The organism is Rhizobium pisi, assembly GCF_003938655.1.
Taxonomy (GTDB): domain Bacteria; phylum Pseudomonadota; class Alphaproteobacteria; order Rhizobiales; family Rhizobiaceae; genus Rhizobium; species Rhizobium pisi.
In genome coordinates this window covers 49,853-65,381 of record NZ_RJJT01000025.1, presented here as the reverse complement: position 1 = coordinate 65,381, position 15,529 = coordinate 49,853, and the positions used below count along the sequence as shown (strand labels likewise).

The following is a 15,529-nucleotide window of genomic DNA, read 5'->3' as shown; positions in this document are numbered from 1 at the left end:
TTTCTACAGTTGATGCGGACCTACATTGCTGAGCAATGCAAAGGCCATTTTGAAGAAGTCATCCAGCGGACCACGGTCGCCGGTTAGCTTCGTGCGGAGTTCACAACCTTCCCAGCTGCTCACCAAAAATCGAGCGAGATCACTCGCCTCGATATCGGCACGAACTTGTCCGATTTCTTGTGCTGCTTTCACGGCTGCTGCCAAGCTCTCTGTCCATCTGTCGAGATCCGACCGCAGAGCTGCTTGTAAATCAGGAACCGCCGTCGAGCTCTCCGCGGTTAGATTGGCAATCAGGCAACCGCGGTCAAAACCGTTTTGCTGATGACGCGCCAGGCAAAATTCGAAGTGGCGTCGTATCCGATCTATGGGTGCGAGGTTGGCGTCGAGGAGAATTTCCCTTTGAGAGGAAGCCGCGTATTGTTCCAACACCGCGACCGCCAACTCCTCCTTCGATTTGAAATGGTTATAGAAGCTCCCCTTTGGAACTCCTGCGGTGTCAGAAATTTCCTGGACGCCACAACCATCATATCCAAGCGCGTGAAAGCGCTCCAGACCAGCCGCCAAGATCCGTTCCCTCACAGACGGTGCCATTGTCGTCTCCCTTTTCAAGAGGGGATACGAACGCAGCCGTCAGCCTTCAAGCCCCGCGAGCTAATAGTAGCTGAAAATTGAGGGGTGCAGGTTCATGAATCTGAGCCGATTGAATCAGCTTGGCCTTGGTCCCGAACCCATTTCAGGAGTTGGATGCGGGTTACGGCCAGGAATTCCCGGCATTCCGAAGTTGTCACGACCTTGCTTCGCGACTAATTCGGCGGCGAATTGTGCCGATGCCTCAGATAGGAACCAGGCATGGGTCCCAGAGGAAGATTTCAGCAGGGACTTCGAAATCAACCCTTCCATCGCCTCGTCATCGATGCGGCGATGGCGCGACCCGGTCGTCTCAGTGCTCGCAAGCGTGCAAAACGCGTCCCGTTCTTCTGAAGTCAAAGACCTGTAGCTCCAATCCAAATTCGCACGTAGGGACTTGTGTCTCTCGGGCGCAGTCCGGCGGCCAAAGCGAAGAACTGCCAGAGGCTCATGTAGTGCTGCGTCGAGACCAGAAATGCCAAGGTCCCTTACCCGGTGCGCTGCGAGTTCGAGCGCGAGCGGCAGGCCATCCAATCGACGGGCAATATTGGCAGCAAGTCTGAGTGTCAGTGGGTCAGCAGTATTGATCTCAGCGCCCGCAGCCAAGGCTTCTTCTAGAAAGTAAGAGAGGGCGGGGGAGGCTTCCAAGCATTCCGCATCGTCATTTCCTGGGAGGTCGAGTCCAGTTAGGTGCCTGACGCGTTCGCCAAGGCTGCGTAGTGGTTCGCGACTGGTCGCGAGAACCATGGCAGAGCCCGTGCTGGCGACAAATGTTTCGGCGAACGTTGCGACGTCGTCCACGATGTGTTCGCAGCCATCCAGAATAAGCATGATGTCGTCATCGCCTACCGCATCAGCGATTCTCGCGACCGTCAATGTAGTGCGCGAGTGCTGTAGTAGCGCCTTTCCTACAGCCGAGAGTAAGTCTCCTTCGTCGCGAGCCTCAGTTAGGTCGACATAGAACACCTTCTTTTCCAGTCGCAGGAGGTTCCCAATCGCGATGGCAAGTGCAGTCTTTCCAGAACCTCCGGGGCCGACGATGGTCGCCAAACGGTGACGCTCATGTGCCCACCGGGCCAAAACTGCATCGCGACCGACCAATGGTCGGCGTGGCCAGGGCAGATTGCCCTCCTGAGCCTGTTGCACCGGTGTGTCCAAGGGAGGCTTGCGCGTCACAGAGGCGGCAAAAACGTAACCCTTCCCCGCGACGTTTCGGATAATGCCGGTGGCGCCCTTGTCGTCGAATGCTTTTCTAAGGGCGACCAGGTGAACGCGCAGCGCTCCCTCGTCGACATGCGTGCTGCCCCATACCGACTTGATGATCTCGTCTTTCGTTACGATCTCGCCCGGGCGGCTCGCAAGCGAAGCGAAGATATCGAACGCTCGTGACCCCAGGTGCACGCGCTCTCCCAGGTGGGTGACCTGTCGAGCTTGGAGGTCGAATGCGAATTCGCCGAAAGACGAGCTGTTCATTGTGTTCTCCCAGGTCATTGTCGATATGCGACCGTTTCAAATGGCGATCACGGTACCGGTGATGACGTGAGAGGCTACCTGATGAAAGGGATGCTTCAATCACAACCAAGGTGCAGTCACCCTATACGCCGGTATAGGTATCGGCGTCGCTTTGGAGCCGCGCAACAGGATCTTTCTGCAGCGATTACAAAGCGTTGTTCTGAACAAGGGCGGGGACATGATGGCGCAGATCTCGGGATCAGCTTTCGTTACCCCATACAATGGTTTGGGGCGCCGAAACCACCGTTCAATCGAAACCTGGACGGGAACAGGGCATCTCTTGCTCATCCACAAATCAGCCCAAGGAATTTAATTATGAATGTCTATCTCGGCACCATCACACGCTCTTCTGGCATCATGAAAGCTGCAGCATACGGAAGCGGCTTGGTCTTTGATACGCCCTCGGAGACTGCATACGAGCGCAGCCCGATCCATTTTCCAGACCTCACCGACGAGATCGTCTATCAGGGCATTCTATCTCCGTTCCAGAGAAGCAAGATCATGCGGGCCGGAAGCCGCTCTCGGAACAATGTCGGCTGCGAAGTGATTGGTACACCTGTCAGAAATCAGCGTCGGCGCGAGTGGGTCGTATCCGTTGGCGGGAATACGCTTCATTAGCAGTACATAAACTACAAACCATCGTATGATTTCGGAGGGCTCGGAAAAGTCCTACTGTCGCCGCGAGGCTGCATCGGCAGCCGTGAAAGGAAAAGCCCAGTGTCTGCCGTTAAGAAATCCGTAGCGATCGTCGATGACGACGAAGTGCTCCTTGAGGCAACAAGCGGCTTCCTGGAGGCGATGGGTTACGAGCCGTTGCCATTCCCGTCAGGTGAGTCATTCCTGACCTTCGATCAAAAGGAGGGTCTCACCTTGCTCTTGTCAGACATCAATATGCCCGGCATGAGCGGTTTCGAACTTTTGGACATTGTTCGAAAAAAACACCCCGACATGCGAATAGTGATGATGACGGCCCTGAAGGACGAAAGCATCATCCGGAAGGCTCTTGCCGGTGGAGCGCAAGCTCTGCTGCAAAAGCCCATCCTTGCAGATGACCTCGTGAAGTGTATCGAAGGCTGAAGGTGTGAGGGTTGCGCCGACTTCTGCGAAGCGATTTTCGGTCGCGGTTGTCCTGCTCGCCGCCGGAACGGCCAGCAGAATGGGCGAGGGCGGAAAGCACAAGCTCTTGGCAGAGTTTGACAATGTTCCCCTCGTTCGCCGCTCAGCCATTGTGGCGCTGGGGAGCGGCGCCAGCTCGGTTGCTGTGGTGGTGGGTCATCGGCACGATGAAATCTCTGCCGCCTTATCAGGTATCCCAGTTGAGACTATCTACAATCCACATTACCGTAATGGTATGGCGACCTCATTGATCGCCGGATTTTCGGCCTCCAAGGTTATGTCGGCTGATGGGGTTCTCATCATGTTAGCGGACATGCCGGGCCTTACAGCCGACCACCTTGCGATGCTGATCCAGGCTTTTGAGAATTCTGGCGGCAAGGCTATTGTCCGCGCCACTTTTCATGGCAAACGCGGAAATCCAACTATTCTCCCGCAGTCGCTGCGTGTCTCTGTGATGGAGTTGAAAGGCGATATCGGCGCTCGTCAGATCATTCAGAACTCTGGCGTCTCGATCATCGAAGTTGAGATCGGCGCCGCGGCCAGCCTCGACGTGGACACCGTAGAAGATCTTATCATAGCAGGCGGAAAACTTACTCGATAGATCTCGCTAACCGACGCTGGCAGGTTGCAGGCTGTCTACCTTACGGATCAGATCGGCGATTGATGTGGCTTTCATCTTCCGCATGACGTTTCCGCGGTGAATCTTGACCGTGATCTCACTAAGTCCCAGCTCGTGAGCGATCTGCTTGTTTAGAAGGCCCGTGGCAACGGCCGCCATCACCTGCTTTTCGCGAGGGGTGAGCGTTGCGGCCAAGGCGGTAACTTCAGAGTTCGCCGAAACCTCTAAGCGTCGGGCCCGGTCCTTCTCAATGGCAATCGCCACAGCGTCCAGCATTTCTTGGTCGCGAAAGGGCTTGGTCAGGAAGTCCACTGCACCAGCTTTCATCGCCCTGACGCTCATTGGGACGTCCCCATACCCTGTCATGAATATGATCGGCAGCTGATTGCCCAATGCATTGAGCTTGGTTTGCAGATCGAGCCCACTTAGGCCCGGCAACCTGACATCGAGGACGAGGCAGCCGGGACGATCAGGAAGTGCTTCACCCAATAGTTCCGCAGTTGATCCAAAGCCAAGGGTCTCAATCCCCACCGATTGCAGGATCTCTCGAAGACCTTCTCGCATACCATCGTCATCATCGACGACAATAACCAACGCGGCCGAACTATCGGGTGGGCTAACCGCCGCGGATTTGAATGGGCGCGTCGTCATTGGTTAAACCCTTTAGAAGCATTTCGTGTCCAACTCGACACATAGCTTTTGCGGATCGAACCCGTCAATATGAATGCGTCGCTGACCGTAGCGAGCCAACCCTATCCATTGGTGTCGGTTTTGAGGGTCCAACATTGACTACGAAAAATCGTAAGCCTACGGGAGCGAGTGACGCATTTTGGCGACAACTCCAGGGACGGCTTACAGTTTTATGATCGATAGCGCGATTTTGACGCCCGCAAGGAGTTTTCGTCCGAGCATTGACCGGCCAATGACGGTTCGGGTCCTGTTATCCAGCCTCATCGGGACTTCTGTCGAATTTTACGACTTCTACATATACGCCACGGCTGCCAGCTTGATTTTCGGTCCGCTGTTTTTTCCAGCTTCGGTCAGCTCTTTGGAGCTAATAGGCGCTTATGCGAGCTTCGGCATCGCCTTTATTGCCCGCCCGGTCGGTGGAGCTGTTTTCGGACATTTCGGCGATCGGGTTGGCCGCAAGACTACCTTGATGGCATCGCTACTCATGATGGGGATCTCCACAGCGGCAATCGGCCTGCTGCCGACTTACGCTGTGGTTGGCTGGCTGGCTCCTCTTCTTTTGTGCATGCTTCGATTCGGACAGGGCTTGGCACTCGGCGGCGAGTGGACTGGCGCTGTTTTGCTCGCGCTGGAGAACGCGCCGCCTGGTTGGAAAGCTCGTTTCGCCATGTTTGCGCCGCTCGGTGCGCCGATCGGCTTCGTTCTCGCCAATGGTTTGTTTCTGTGCCTAACGCTCGCTCTATCACCGGAGCAGTTTGTCGACTGGGGGTGGCGAGTACCCTTCCTTGCAAGTGCTCCTCTGGTCGGAATGGGGCTTTGGGTCCGGTTCAATCTAGTAGAGACGCCGGAATTCCAGGAGGCAATGGCTGAGGCGCAGCCAGCAAACGTGCCATTGTTCGAGGTCCTTCGCGACCACATGGGCGCCGTCGTTGCTGGCGTTTTCGGCGTGGTCGCATGCTTTTCGCTATATTACACCGTAACAGCATTCGCGCTTGGCTACGGAACATCGACGCTCGGCTACTCTCGACCAACCTTCCTGATGGTCGAGCTAGGCGCGATCGGTTTCATGGCCGCCGCCATCGTCCTTGCTTGTTGGCTTTCAGATCGCATGGAGCCTGAGCGTGTTCTTATCTACGGCTGCTTCGGAACTATTGTTTCGGGTATTGCCTTGGCTCCAATGCTGGGCAGCGGATCGCTTTTCGTCATTTTCCTGTTCCTTGCGTTTTCGCTGTTCTCGATGGGCTTCGTAAACGGACCGTTGGGAGCTTGGCTTCCGGGGCTCTTTCCTGCCCGGGTTCGGTACACTGGAACGTCCATCGCCTTTAACATTGGGGGTATTATCGGCGGTGCTTTCTCGCCGGTGGCGGCCCAGGCGCTCGCGGATTACAGCGGTCTCGTGGCCGTTGGGTTCTATCTCGCCATCACCGGCGGAATGAGTTGGGTCGCGTTCGATGCCAGCGCAAGGCGCCGTACGCTCGGTGCGCTAGCGCAGAGTGAAAAGCGCTACCGTTCGATCTTTGAACAGTCGCACGTCTCACTATGTGAGGTTGATCTCGCCGAACTATATCAACGCATCGAAAAAATGCGCAACGATAGGCTCGATATCTCTGCACTTCTTGCGTCGGATCCTGGCTTTGGCAATGAATGCGCACAGCTGATACGCTTTGCTGACGTCAATGAAGCAACGGTCCCGCTACTGGGCTGCGCGTCCCGTGGCGACGTTCTGGGATCAATTGACCGTTTCCTACCGCCTCGCAATGATCTCGCTGTTTCAATCGTTACGGCGATGTCGAACCAGGTTCATAATCTGGAGATCGAAACCAAGCTTTTGCGCCTCGACGGGCGTGAAGTGATCGTGGTTTTCTATATCGCTTTCCCAGATGATGCCGCGGCCTATGACCGTGTCGCCTGCGCCATGATCGACGTGACCCAACGCGAACAGGCGAGGGAAGCATTGCTGGTTGCTCAAGCCGAACTCGCACGCGCGAGCCGTGTTGCAACTGTCGGCGCAATTTCGGCATCGATTGCTCATGAGGTCAATCAGCCGATCGGTGCGGTTGTCATGTTTGCCCAAGCGTGCGTTCGGTGGCTTCAAACGAACCCGCCCGATCTGGCGGCCGCGACCAAGGCCGCGGAAAGAGCTGTCGAACACAGCGTCAGGGCTAGCCAGATTATCCAGAGAACCCGCGAGAGGCTGAAGGGTGGTGGCAAGCGGCCTGAGACCCTGGATCTGGGCGAACTCGTCGTGGATGTCGTGAGCTTACTGGAGAGGGAGACGACCAGCAGCGCGACGACGGTTCGGATTGATTTCGCGAGGAGCGGCGCCGTGGTCGCCGATAAGGTTGAGCTGCAGCAGGTCATCGCAAATCTGATCACGAACGGCCTTCATGCAATGAAGGATGTGCCTGACGCCTCGCGCGAGATCACGCTGCAAATTCATTGCGATGGCTCAGAGTTTTTAAAGCTATCGGTAAGGGATCACGGCACAGGCATAGATGAAGCTAATATTGCGAAGGTGTTCACTCCATTCTTCACAACGAAGGGTGATGGAATGGGGATGGGCCTCGCAATCTGCAAGACGATCGTTGAAGCCCATGGTGGGTCGTTGTCTGCTAGGAACCACGGCGAAGGCGGCGCGATATTCGAAATCGTCCTTCCAATCGCGCCTTCAGGCGACCCTGCAGCGGTTTCCGAAATTGTGCATATTCCCGCTCAATAGGCGTTAAGGACCCTAATAACTCTTAGCAAGCCTTAACTCGCAATTTCTCCCCCGTTGCTCGATCTTGATGTTGTCGAGCCAACACGGATTGCAGCGACGGCGCACGGGCCAGCAGACCCAAGCGCCTTTTCTCCGCCAGACTGGTCGATCCAACGCTGCGCCGGTCCTGAATAGGGCCGGGCGGCATCGCTCAATTATTCCAGGGAGAATAGCAATGAACCTTAAGGGAAACACCATTTTGATCACTGGCGGCGGTTCCGGCATCGGTCGCGGGCTCGCTGAAGCCTTCCACAAGCTCGGGAACCAAGTGATCATTTCAGGGCGCCGAAAGTCATATCTCGATGACGTCATCAACGCCAATCCTGGGATGGCGGCTTACGAGCTGGACATAACCGATGTCGAAAGCATCAACTCGGTGACAAAGCGCATTATTGCGGACTACCCAGGCCTCAACGTCCTGGTCAACAATGCTGGCATCATGCCGTTTGATGACGCCGCGCGTCCGATCGATGAGACAGGTCTCCAAAGCATCGTAAACACCAACCTTCTCGGTCCGATCCGGATGACGTCTGCACTAATCGAGCATCTCAAGACCAAGGCAGACGCCGTGATCATCAACAACACGTCGGTGCTCGCCTACGTGCCGATCGCCTACAATGCCGTTTACTCTTCCACGAAAGCAGCATTGCACTCGTATTCGCTGTCGCTGCGCTTCGCCCTTCGCGAGACGTCTGTTTCGGTGCAGGAGATCGCTCCGCCCTGGGTTGATACCGATCTGATCAAGAAGAGTGGCGATCCTCGGGCGATGCCGCTGGAAGCTTTCGTCAAGGAGACCATGACAAAGCTTGCGAGCGACTCGCCTGAAATTGTGGTCGACATCGTCAAACCGCTGCGCGACAACCCCGGTTCCGGCGAACACGTTTTCTTCACGCAGTTCAACCAAAGCCTGATCGACAATCCGATTCCTCGCTAAGTTGATCGTCTTTTTCTGGCGGGCGGTCGTCCCGTCCGTCAGAGATCACCCACGTCGAGAATCTCCCGTGCCTTTGCAATATCTGCGGTCAAATAGGCTCCATCGACTCTATCGAGAGTGCTCTTGATCTTTGCACGCGCCGTGATCTCCTGATCAGGTCCCGCCAGTTCATAGGCTGTGTTGGCCGCCCTCAATTCCCAGAAGGGGGCTTCCATCCGCCGCGCTTCATCCAGGGCAGCTTTGATCAGCGACTGGGCTTGAAGTGGGTCGGACTCGTTTAATACCTTGGCTTTTATCCGCAGTAGTTCGGGACGGCACCAGCCGCCTTCTCCTTTTATGCCGCGATCCAGGGCCTCTAACGGCGCACGAACGCCTGCCAGGACGAGCAGGTATTCTAACCTCATTCCGACTGCCGAATGGAAAATTTCTTCGGTTTCTGGTCGTTGAATGCCATCAGAGATAAGGGAACGATAGGCGGCCACCCACAGCGACCATCTGTGGAGGGCATGCTTTTTGGTGAGTGTCTCCGCGATATCTAGATACTCACCCGCTCGCTTGTGATCGCCAGACAAGAAAGCGATCGGCGATGCCGTCAAAAACAAGAGCAAACACGTTGATATCGAATAATCGAGAGCACGGGCCTCTTCCATGGCGGAGTCGAGTTCTCTGAATGCTTCAGAGGTGTCACCCTGCAAGAATTTCACGAAAATCAGCACTGCTCGGGAAATGATGCGCTGATCGAAACCGACACCATCGTTTAGGGTCCGTCGCAGAGACCCTTCAGCATCCCGAAGAGATCCTTCTACATGATCAGAGGCTAACTTGAGGTTGCCATGGAAGAAGTATCCGTGCTCAAGCATCCGGCTGAAAGATCCGAGTGACATCTCGGGAAACCGAATTCCAAGTTTGAGCGCCATATCGATAGCTTCAGCGTATCGCGCGTTTGAAACCCATATGGAGGCTCGGCCAGCCGTAGCTCTGATGAACGTGGACGTGTCGCCCAGCGCTTCCGCGATCTCGGCACTGCGATCGAATTCCGCCAAGGCTTCAGGGTCGGCAGGGAAGCCCCGAACGTGGAATAACGCTCCACCCCTCGATATCCGAAGCTCCAGTTCGATGCGTGTCCCTACGTGCTTCGAACCTGGAAGTCTGGCCAAGGCTTGCTCGACTACCTTCGTTTGTTCGTTCATGAGGCCGAGTTGCGCCCACAGAACCGTTGACCTCGCCGAGAGACGTATCGCGAAATCCGCGTCGCGTTCATGGTCGACGCTCCACTGTATCGCAGCTCGGACGTCATTGATCAGAGATGAGTAGCGTCGCATCCACTGCGGAGTGGCCAGAACCTTCCAATCGGCTTCCGCGCTTTGCAGCTCCTTTTCACAATAGACAGCGTGTGCGGCTCTGATCGCATCGGACTGACCACTCTTCTCCAGCTTCTCAAGACCATAACGCCTGGTCGTTTCGAGAAGTCGATAGCTTCCGTCTCCGGCGCTCACGGATAGGAATGACTTCAGGAACAGACCGTCGAAAGCCTCGTAGAAGTCGTCCTCGGAGAGACGGCCGCCGCTAACAGAGAGAGCCGCATCCGACGAGAATGAACCAGCAAACACGGCAACGTATTCGAAAAGCGATTTCTCGGTGGGCGTCAGGCTATCGAAGCTCCAGTCCAACGTGGCTCGCAGGGTCTGTTGGCGGGGTGGGGCGGTACGGCGCCCCCGTCGCAACACGGTCAGCGGGTCATCCAGGGAGTTGGCAAGATTGGCAAGCCCCAGGTGAGCGACGCGAGAGGCTGCAAATTCGATCGCCAGCGGAATTCCATCAAGCCGCCTGACGATTGACGCAGCGGTTTCAAAATCCTCAGGCCGATCAAAACTTTCAACGTCAGATGAAAGCATCATCCTGTCGATAAAGAGTTCCATCGCTGAAAACGAGGACCAATCAGCGTTGGTGGCGTCCTCCGGCGGAATGACCAGCGAAGGCAGTTGCCGGATCCTCTCGCCTGAAACGCGCAGGGGTTCACGGCTGGTAGCCAGGATCGATACGTTAGGCGTGGCAGTCAGAATGTCTTCGGTCGAAGACGCGGCCTCGAGAATAAGGTGCTCGCAGTTGTCGAAAACAAGCAGAACATTGCTATCTTCCAATGCCCGCAACACGGCGGGCTCGGCGTCGTCCGAAAACACTGTGACTCCAAGCAGCGAAGCAAGTGTCGGCATGATGAGCCGCCCGTCGGTGAGCGCAGCAAGATCTACAAACAGCACCGGCCGCGACTCGCTCAGGATCTCGCCAATAGCGAGAGCCACGGATGTTTTTCCAATTCCTCCAGCACCAGCGATCGTGACCAGGCGGCTAGAGGCCAGAAGTCGTGCGGTCTCCTCAACGAAAGTCTCCCGGCCGATCAATCGTCCAGCGAGACGAGGTAGATTGCTTGAGATGTTTGCTTTTGGGATCGCAACCGGCTGCACATTGCTGCTGCTCTCGCCGTCTTCAACAGATTGGACCGGCATGACAAAGGCGTAGCCACGTCCAGGGATATTTTCGATATACCGCCCGGCCTCTCTATCCCCCAACAACTTTCGGAGCGTCACCATATGGACGCGCAGAGCGCCTTCGTCGACGGTCGTGGACGTCCAAACGGCTCTAATCAGTTCATCTTTACTGATGATCTGCCCAGCTCGTGCAACTAAAACGGCCAAAATGTCGAAAGCACGCCCGCCAAGGTGAAGGATTTTTCCCGACTCGGAGAGGCTACGATGAGCAATATCGAGTTCGAAACGACCAAATCTTAGTACAGTCATGAGTCGCTGGACCTGGTCGGCCAAGAAACTAACAAAACGCGGTCGTTTTCACCCGCTGCTGAAGCTGAAAGGTCCAACGCTTGTAAGGATGCCACTCTCATGCTCAGCCCATTCTTGATATTAGAATGGCCTATAAACCAACTGGTTCATGGGTTCAACGAACCTCTGCGTGAACAAGCGGGCTATGCGTTATACCCACCGTCGACGTTCAACACGCTGCCTGTGATGAAAGAGGCGCTCGGCCCAGCAAGAAATGTGATTGCACTTGCCACTTCCGATGGCGTTCCAAGCCTCTTGAGGGCAGTTGAAGCACGTTCGGATTCGATGATGTCCGGTGAAACTGCAACGGCGTCGAAAGCGATGGCGCCCATCTGGACGACGTTAATCGAGATTCCGCGTGGTCCCAGATCATGCGCCGCGCCCTTGCAGAAGGCGGCCAACGCGGCACGAGTTGCCGCAAAATCGGCAAGGCCCGGGGTTCCGACACGATCCGCGAGGCTAGAACCAAGGGCAATAACGCGCCCACCACTGGTCATGACCCGTATCACTGCTCGAATCAGCGCGATGTTAGATTTGACGTTCATAGAATATTGCAGCTCAACCTGGTCCTCATCGAGGTCATCGTCGTCAACTTGCCATTGAACACGATACTCAGAGTTAGCGACCAAGACGTCAATCTTGCCAAATTCCGCGATAACCTGTCGAACCAGCTGGGTATGCTGTGTCGAACTACAATCCGTGGGTGCTCTAAACACCACGACTTTACAGCCAATGCGGCGGAGTTCGTCCAGCGAAGCAGACTCAACCTCCGTGTCAATAAGCGTCAATGCCAGATTGGCGCCGCACTGAGCTAGCGCGGCAGCAGTGGCCATGCCGACCCCTTCATCCGCTCGGGTTAAAAGCGCTACTTGTCCAGCCAGGGGCCGAAGACTATCAGTCCGTCCATCCAAAGTGACGTCATCCTGTTGCATTTGGTGCTTGAAGCTCCCTATCCGCCTAGCTTCACATATAGGCTCGCCCTGGAACTGATTATTGTACCATCGGGCGCCCACGCGGACCTTCAAGTAGCGGGCTACCGCGATCACGAATCGGACTTGTTAACGGAACGCGCTCCGGGTCGTTAACGCCCTAACATCTCTTAACATCGCTTAGCTCGTGTTACGGGGCAGCCTGCAGCTACCTTTCAGCCATCGAAGCAGAAAGGACACTGCCATGACACGAACGGTTTCATTCATACCATTCCTCGTAGGCCCGGGCGGTGAACGCGTCTGGGGTCTCGGACCTCAGGACACCGCAATCGATCTCCGTCCAGAAAGTCGTGTTCGGCTCGCTGACATGGCGCACGGCCCCCGCCGGAATTCCCACAAGACCGTTGCGGGCCTTTCCGATTGGCAGAAGAACAAGGTAGTCCGCTATATCGATGAGAACATCGATGGCTGCATCCGTGTCCAGGAGCTGGGCGACCAAGTCCGCTTGAGCGCGAGCCGGTTCTCGAAGGGTTTCAAGGTCTCCTTCGGCCGCTCGCCCTACGACTACGTTTTGAGCCGCCGCGTTGATGCCGCGAAATATCTCATTTCTTCGACCGATGAGCCGCTGAGCCAAATCGCCCAGGCGTGTGGTCTGAGTGACCAAGCGCATCTCTCGAAGGTGTTCAAGCGTCTGGTTGGTGTCACCCCGCTCAAATGGCGGCGCCTGAGCGCTGGCAAGTGCACCACTCAACACACTCCGGCTTCGTGGCGTCGCCTTGGCTCGGCAGACGTACACGCATCCGCAAACGCCTGATTAGAGGCGCTTATCTCCTGACGAGAGGAACGAAAATGTCCAATGAATTTCTCATCAGCCGCCGCCATACGCTGCTGGCCGGTGCCGCCGTAACCGCTTCATTTGCAGTCGGCATGCCGCACGAGACTCAAGCTGCAGTCAAAACAAAACAAGGAAACCAGTACATGAACTTTGTCACGACGAAAGACGGTACCAAAATCGCTTACAAGGATTGGGGCAAGGGGCAGCCGATTCTTTTCTCGCACGGCTGGCCACTTTCGAGTGACGCCTGGGACGCACAGATGCTGTATTTCGGCATGAATGGCTTCCGAGTCATTGCTCACGACCGTCGTGGCCATGGAAAATCTGATCAGCCCTGGACCGGTAACAATATGGATCAGTATGCCGACGACCTCGCTGAGGTCATCGAGCATCTCGATCTGAAGGATTTGGTCATGATCGGCCACTCCACCGGTGGCGGCGAAGTCGCACATTACATTGGCCGCCACGGCACGAAGCGAGTTTCAAAAGTGGTGCTGGTCGGCGCAGTCCCGCCCCTCATGCTCAAAACCGATGCCAATCCCGAAGGCACTCCCATTGAAGCCTTCGACGGCATCCGAAAGGGCACTGCGACCGATCGCTCGCAGTTCTACAAGGATCTGACGATCCCTTTCTATGGCTTCAATCGCGAGGGCGCCAAGGTCAACGAAGGCCTCCGTGAAACCTTCTGGCTGATGGGAATGGAAGGCGGAATCAAGGGCGAATACGATTGCATTCGCGAATTTTCGGAGGTCGACTACACGGACGATCTCAGGAAAATCGACAAGCCGACCCTCATCATTCATGGGGACGACGATCAGATCGTGCCGATCGCCGCAGCTGGCCTCAAGAGCGCAAAGATCGTCAAGAATGCGACACTCAAGGTCTATCCGGGTGCGCCTCACGGTCTGGCTCAGACGCAGGCTGAAAAGTTCAATGCTGACGTGATGACTTTCATCAAGGCAGCATCGTAACCGCTGGCTGGCGCAGAGGCGATCCAAATGACTTCTATTTCAAGCGAACGCGCGGCAGGTCAGTCGCTCGCGCCAGCCTACATTATGGCATTAGGCACCTTTGCCATTGGCACGGAGGGGTTCATGATTGTTCCCCTTCTGCCGGAAATGGGAGAGGATCTTTCACTCCCGGTTTCGGAACTGGGTAGCCTCGTTACCGTCTTCACCCTTACCTTGGCGATCACATCGCCGCTCCTAACCATCCTGTTTGGACGGGTCGACCGCAAACGACTGCTCGTCCTGACAATGGCGGCTTTCGCGCTGGCTAATTTGGTGGCCTGGGCATCCCAAGGATACTGGGGAATTTTTTCTGCTCGTGTCCTATTGGCCATGGCGGCGGGACTCTACACCCCGAACGCCAACGCGTTGATGGGCGCCTTAGTTGTGCCAGAAAAACGGGGACGGGCCCTTGCCATCTTGAACGGTGGTTTGACTATAGCAATCGCAATCGGGCTGCCTATTGGCTCACTCGTAGGAAACGCCCTTGGGTGGCGGGTTACTTTCCTCGGCGTCGCGGCCCTGTCGATCATCGCAGTGGTCGCGCTGGTTGCAAAGCTGCCTCGTACCGATGGCACCGAAATGCGCATTGCGTCGGTCGCCGAGCGCCTCGCGATCGTTAAACGACCCCAGGTCTTCCGGGAACTGGCTGTGATCTTCTTCTGGGCGCTCGGGACCTATTCGGTCTGGACCTACATCGCTCCGTATCTGAACCAGGTCGATGGCCTTGGCCCAAATGGAATTAGCGCCGTTGTCTCGGTATGGGGGATCGGCGCTGCAATCGGCATCGTACTTGGTGGCACCCTGAATGATCTGATGGGAGCAAGACCGGTCGTCGCCGCAAGCCTGATCCTTGCGGTGTTAGTTTTCGTCTCGCTTATTTTCTTTGCAAGAGTTCTGACGCCCGATCAGGCCATTGTTCCGACGGTCATTGCGGTTGCTTTTTGGGGTATCGCGATCTGGGCGTTCTATCCGGCACAGATTGCCACTTTGATTCAGGTCGGTCAGCCTGCAGTCCCAATCGCAGTCTCACTCAGCACGTCATTCATGTACCTGGGCTTTGCCGTTGGCAGCGCCATCGGATCCGTCGTGCTTTCGCGGGGCGGTGTCGGTGACCTGGGCATCACAGGCGTGATTGGGGAAGGTATCGCTCTTCTCATTGCTACCTACGCAAGTGCGAGGATTAGGCAGCCTAGAAGTGCCACTTAACAGTCGAATTCACCAAGGGTGGCAAGATTGCTGCCCCTTTCGCATTCCGATTTTCCAAAGGAGGAACCATGGAAAAGTTGCAGGCCGTCATGATTGCCGTGGGAATGACAGTGCTTGGGGCCTCGTCGGTCCAAGCCGATGGAGATCCAGACAAGGGCAAAAAGGTCTTTGCCCGCTGTAGTGCCTGTCACGCGACGACCGAGCAAAACAAGGTGGGTCCGGGCCTTCTGAATGTTGTCGGTCGCCCTGCTGGAAGCATCGCTGGGTACAACTATTCCGCTGCTTTGAAGGGGTCTGGTCTCACTTGGGATGAGCCTACTCTCGACGCCTTCCTTAAAGCGCCAGCCGCCGTGGTCAAGGGGACCCGCATGAGCGCATCAATCCCGAAAGACCAGGATCGAGCAGATGTCATCAGCTACCTGAAAACACTGACAGCGCAATAGAGACCCAGGAAGGTTA

General features: G+C 56.1%; 14 protein-coding genes. 9 read left to right on the top strand and 5 right to left on the bottom strand.

Annotation, left to right across the window (positions count from 1 at the left end):
* Positions 1 to 3 precede the first annotated feature (3 nt).
* Positions 4 to 591, bottom strand: coding sequence for a TetR/AcrR family transcriptional regulator (locus tag EFD55_RS27390; protein WP_125849355.1), 588 nt, complete (start codon positions 589 to 591; stop codon positions 4 to 6).
* Positions 592 to 705: 114 nt separating this feature from the next.
* Positions 706 to 2,100 (bottom strand): ATP-binding protein, encoded by a 1,395-nt coding sequence (locus tag EFD55_RS27385; RefSeq protein ID WP_165405087.1) that lies wholly within the window; start codon positions 2,098 to 2,100, stop codon positions 706 to 708.
* 354 nt (positions 2,101 to 2,454) lie between these two features.
* Between EFD55_RS27385 and EFD55_RS27380 the strand changes: the two genes are divergently transcribed.
* The 3 genes from EFD55_RS27380 (at position 2,455) to EFD55_RS27370 (ending at position 3,856) form a co-directional block, all read left to right on the top strand.
* Entirely contained in the window at positions 2,455 to 2,757 is a 303-nt protein-coding gene (locus EFD55_RS27380) for a hypothetical protein (RefSeq protein ID WP_125849351.1), read from the top strand.
* A gap of 99 nt (positions 2,758 to 2,856) precedes the next feature.
* Entirely contained in the window at positions 2,857 to 3,216 is a 360-nt protein-coding gene (locus EFD55_RS27375) for a response regulator (protein ID WP_125849349.1), read from the top strand.
* 4 nt (positions 3,217 to 3,220) lie between these two features.
* Positions 3,221 to 3,856, top strand: a complete 636-nt coding sequence (locus EFD55_RS27370; protein ID WP_125849347.1) for a nucleotidyltransferase family protein — start codon at positions 3,221 to 3,223, stop codon at positions 3,854 to 3,856.
* A 6-nt stretch (positions 3,857 to 3,862) separates the two neighbouring features.
* Here the strand turns inward: EFD55_RS27370 and EFD55_RS27365 are convergent, their stop codons facing one another.
* Complete coding sequence (locus EFD55_RS27365; RefSeq protein WP_125849345.1) at positions 3,863 to 4,525, bottom strand: response regulator transcription factor; 663 nt, start codon at positions 4,523 to 4,525, stop codon at positions 3,863 to 3,865.
* 211 nt (positions 4,526 to 4,736) lie between these two features.
* Here EFD55_RS27365 and EFD55_RS27360 point away from each other — a divergent pair, with 211 nt between their 5' ends.
* Both EFD55_RS27360 and EFD55_RS27355 read left to right on the top strand, forming a co-directional pair.
* Complete coding sequence (locus EFD55_RS27360; protein ID WP_239620800.1) at positions 4,737 to 7,283, top strand: MFS transporter; 2,547 nt, start codon at positions 4,737 to 4,739, stop codon at positions 7,281 to 7,283.
* Positions 7,284 to 7,497: 214 nt separating this feature from the next.
* Entirely contained in the window at positions 7,498 to 8,256 is a 759-nt protein-coding gene (locus EFD55_RS27355; RefSeq protein WP_125849343.1) for an SDR family oxidoreductase, read from the top strand.
* A 38-nt stretch (positions 8,257 to 8,294) separates the two neighbouring features.
* Here the strand turns inward: EFD55_RS27355 and EFD55_RS27350 are convergent, their stop codons facing one another.
* Both EFD55_RS27350 and EFD55_RS27345 read right to left on the bottom strand, forming a co-directional pair.
* Complete coding sequence (locus tag EFD55_RS27350; protein ID WP_210276365.1) at positions 8,295 to 11,051, bottom strand: ATP-binding protein; 2,757 nt, start codon at positions 11,049 to 11,051, stop codon at positions 8,295 to 8,297.
* A gap of 182 nt (positions 11,052 to 11,233) precedes the next feature.
* Entirely contained in the window at positions 11,234 to 12,022 is a 789-nt protein-coding gene (locus tag EFD55_RS27345; RefSeq protein ID WP_125849341.1) for an SDR family NAD(P)-dependent oxidoreductase, read from the bottom strand.
* A 364-nt stretch (positions 12,023 to 12,386) separates the two neighbouring features.
* On the opposite strand from EFD55_RS27345, the gene EFD55_RS27340 reads away from it, so the two are divergent.
* From EFD55_RS27340 to EFD55_RS27325, 4 genes are all read left to right on the top strand, one after another.
* Entirely contained in the window at positions 12,387 to 12,833 is a 447-nt protein-coding gene (locus EFD55_RS27340) for a helix-turn-helix domain-containing protein (protein ID WP_125849339.1), read from the top strand.
* 164 nt (positions 12,834 to 12,997) lie between these two features.
* Positions 12,998 to 13,825 (top strand): alpha/beta fold hydrolase, encoded by an 828-nt coding sequence (locus EFD55_RS27335; protein ID WP_125849416.1) that lies wholly within the window; start codon positions 12,998 to 13,000, stop codon positions 13,823 to 13,825.
* A 27-nt stretch (positions 13,826 to 13,852) separates the two neighbouring features.
* On the top strand, positions 13,853 to 15,070 hold the full coding sequence (locus EFD55_RS27330; protein WP_125849337.1) for an MFS transporter: 1,218 nt from the start codon (positions 13,853 to 13,855) through the stop codon (positions 15,068 to 15,070).
* A gap of 68 nt (positions 15,071 to 15,138) precedes the next feature.
* The gene (locus EFD55_RS27325; RefSeq protein WP_125849335.1) at positions 15,139 to 15,513 is read left to right on the top strand and encodes a c-type cytochrome; all 375 of its coding nucleotides are present in this window, start codon (positions 15,139 to 15,141) and stop codon (positions 15,511 to 15,513) included.
* The last annotated feature ends 16 nt before the right edge of the window (positions 15,514 to 15,529 follow it).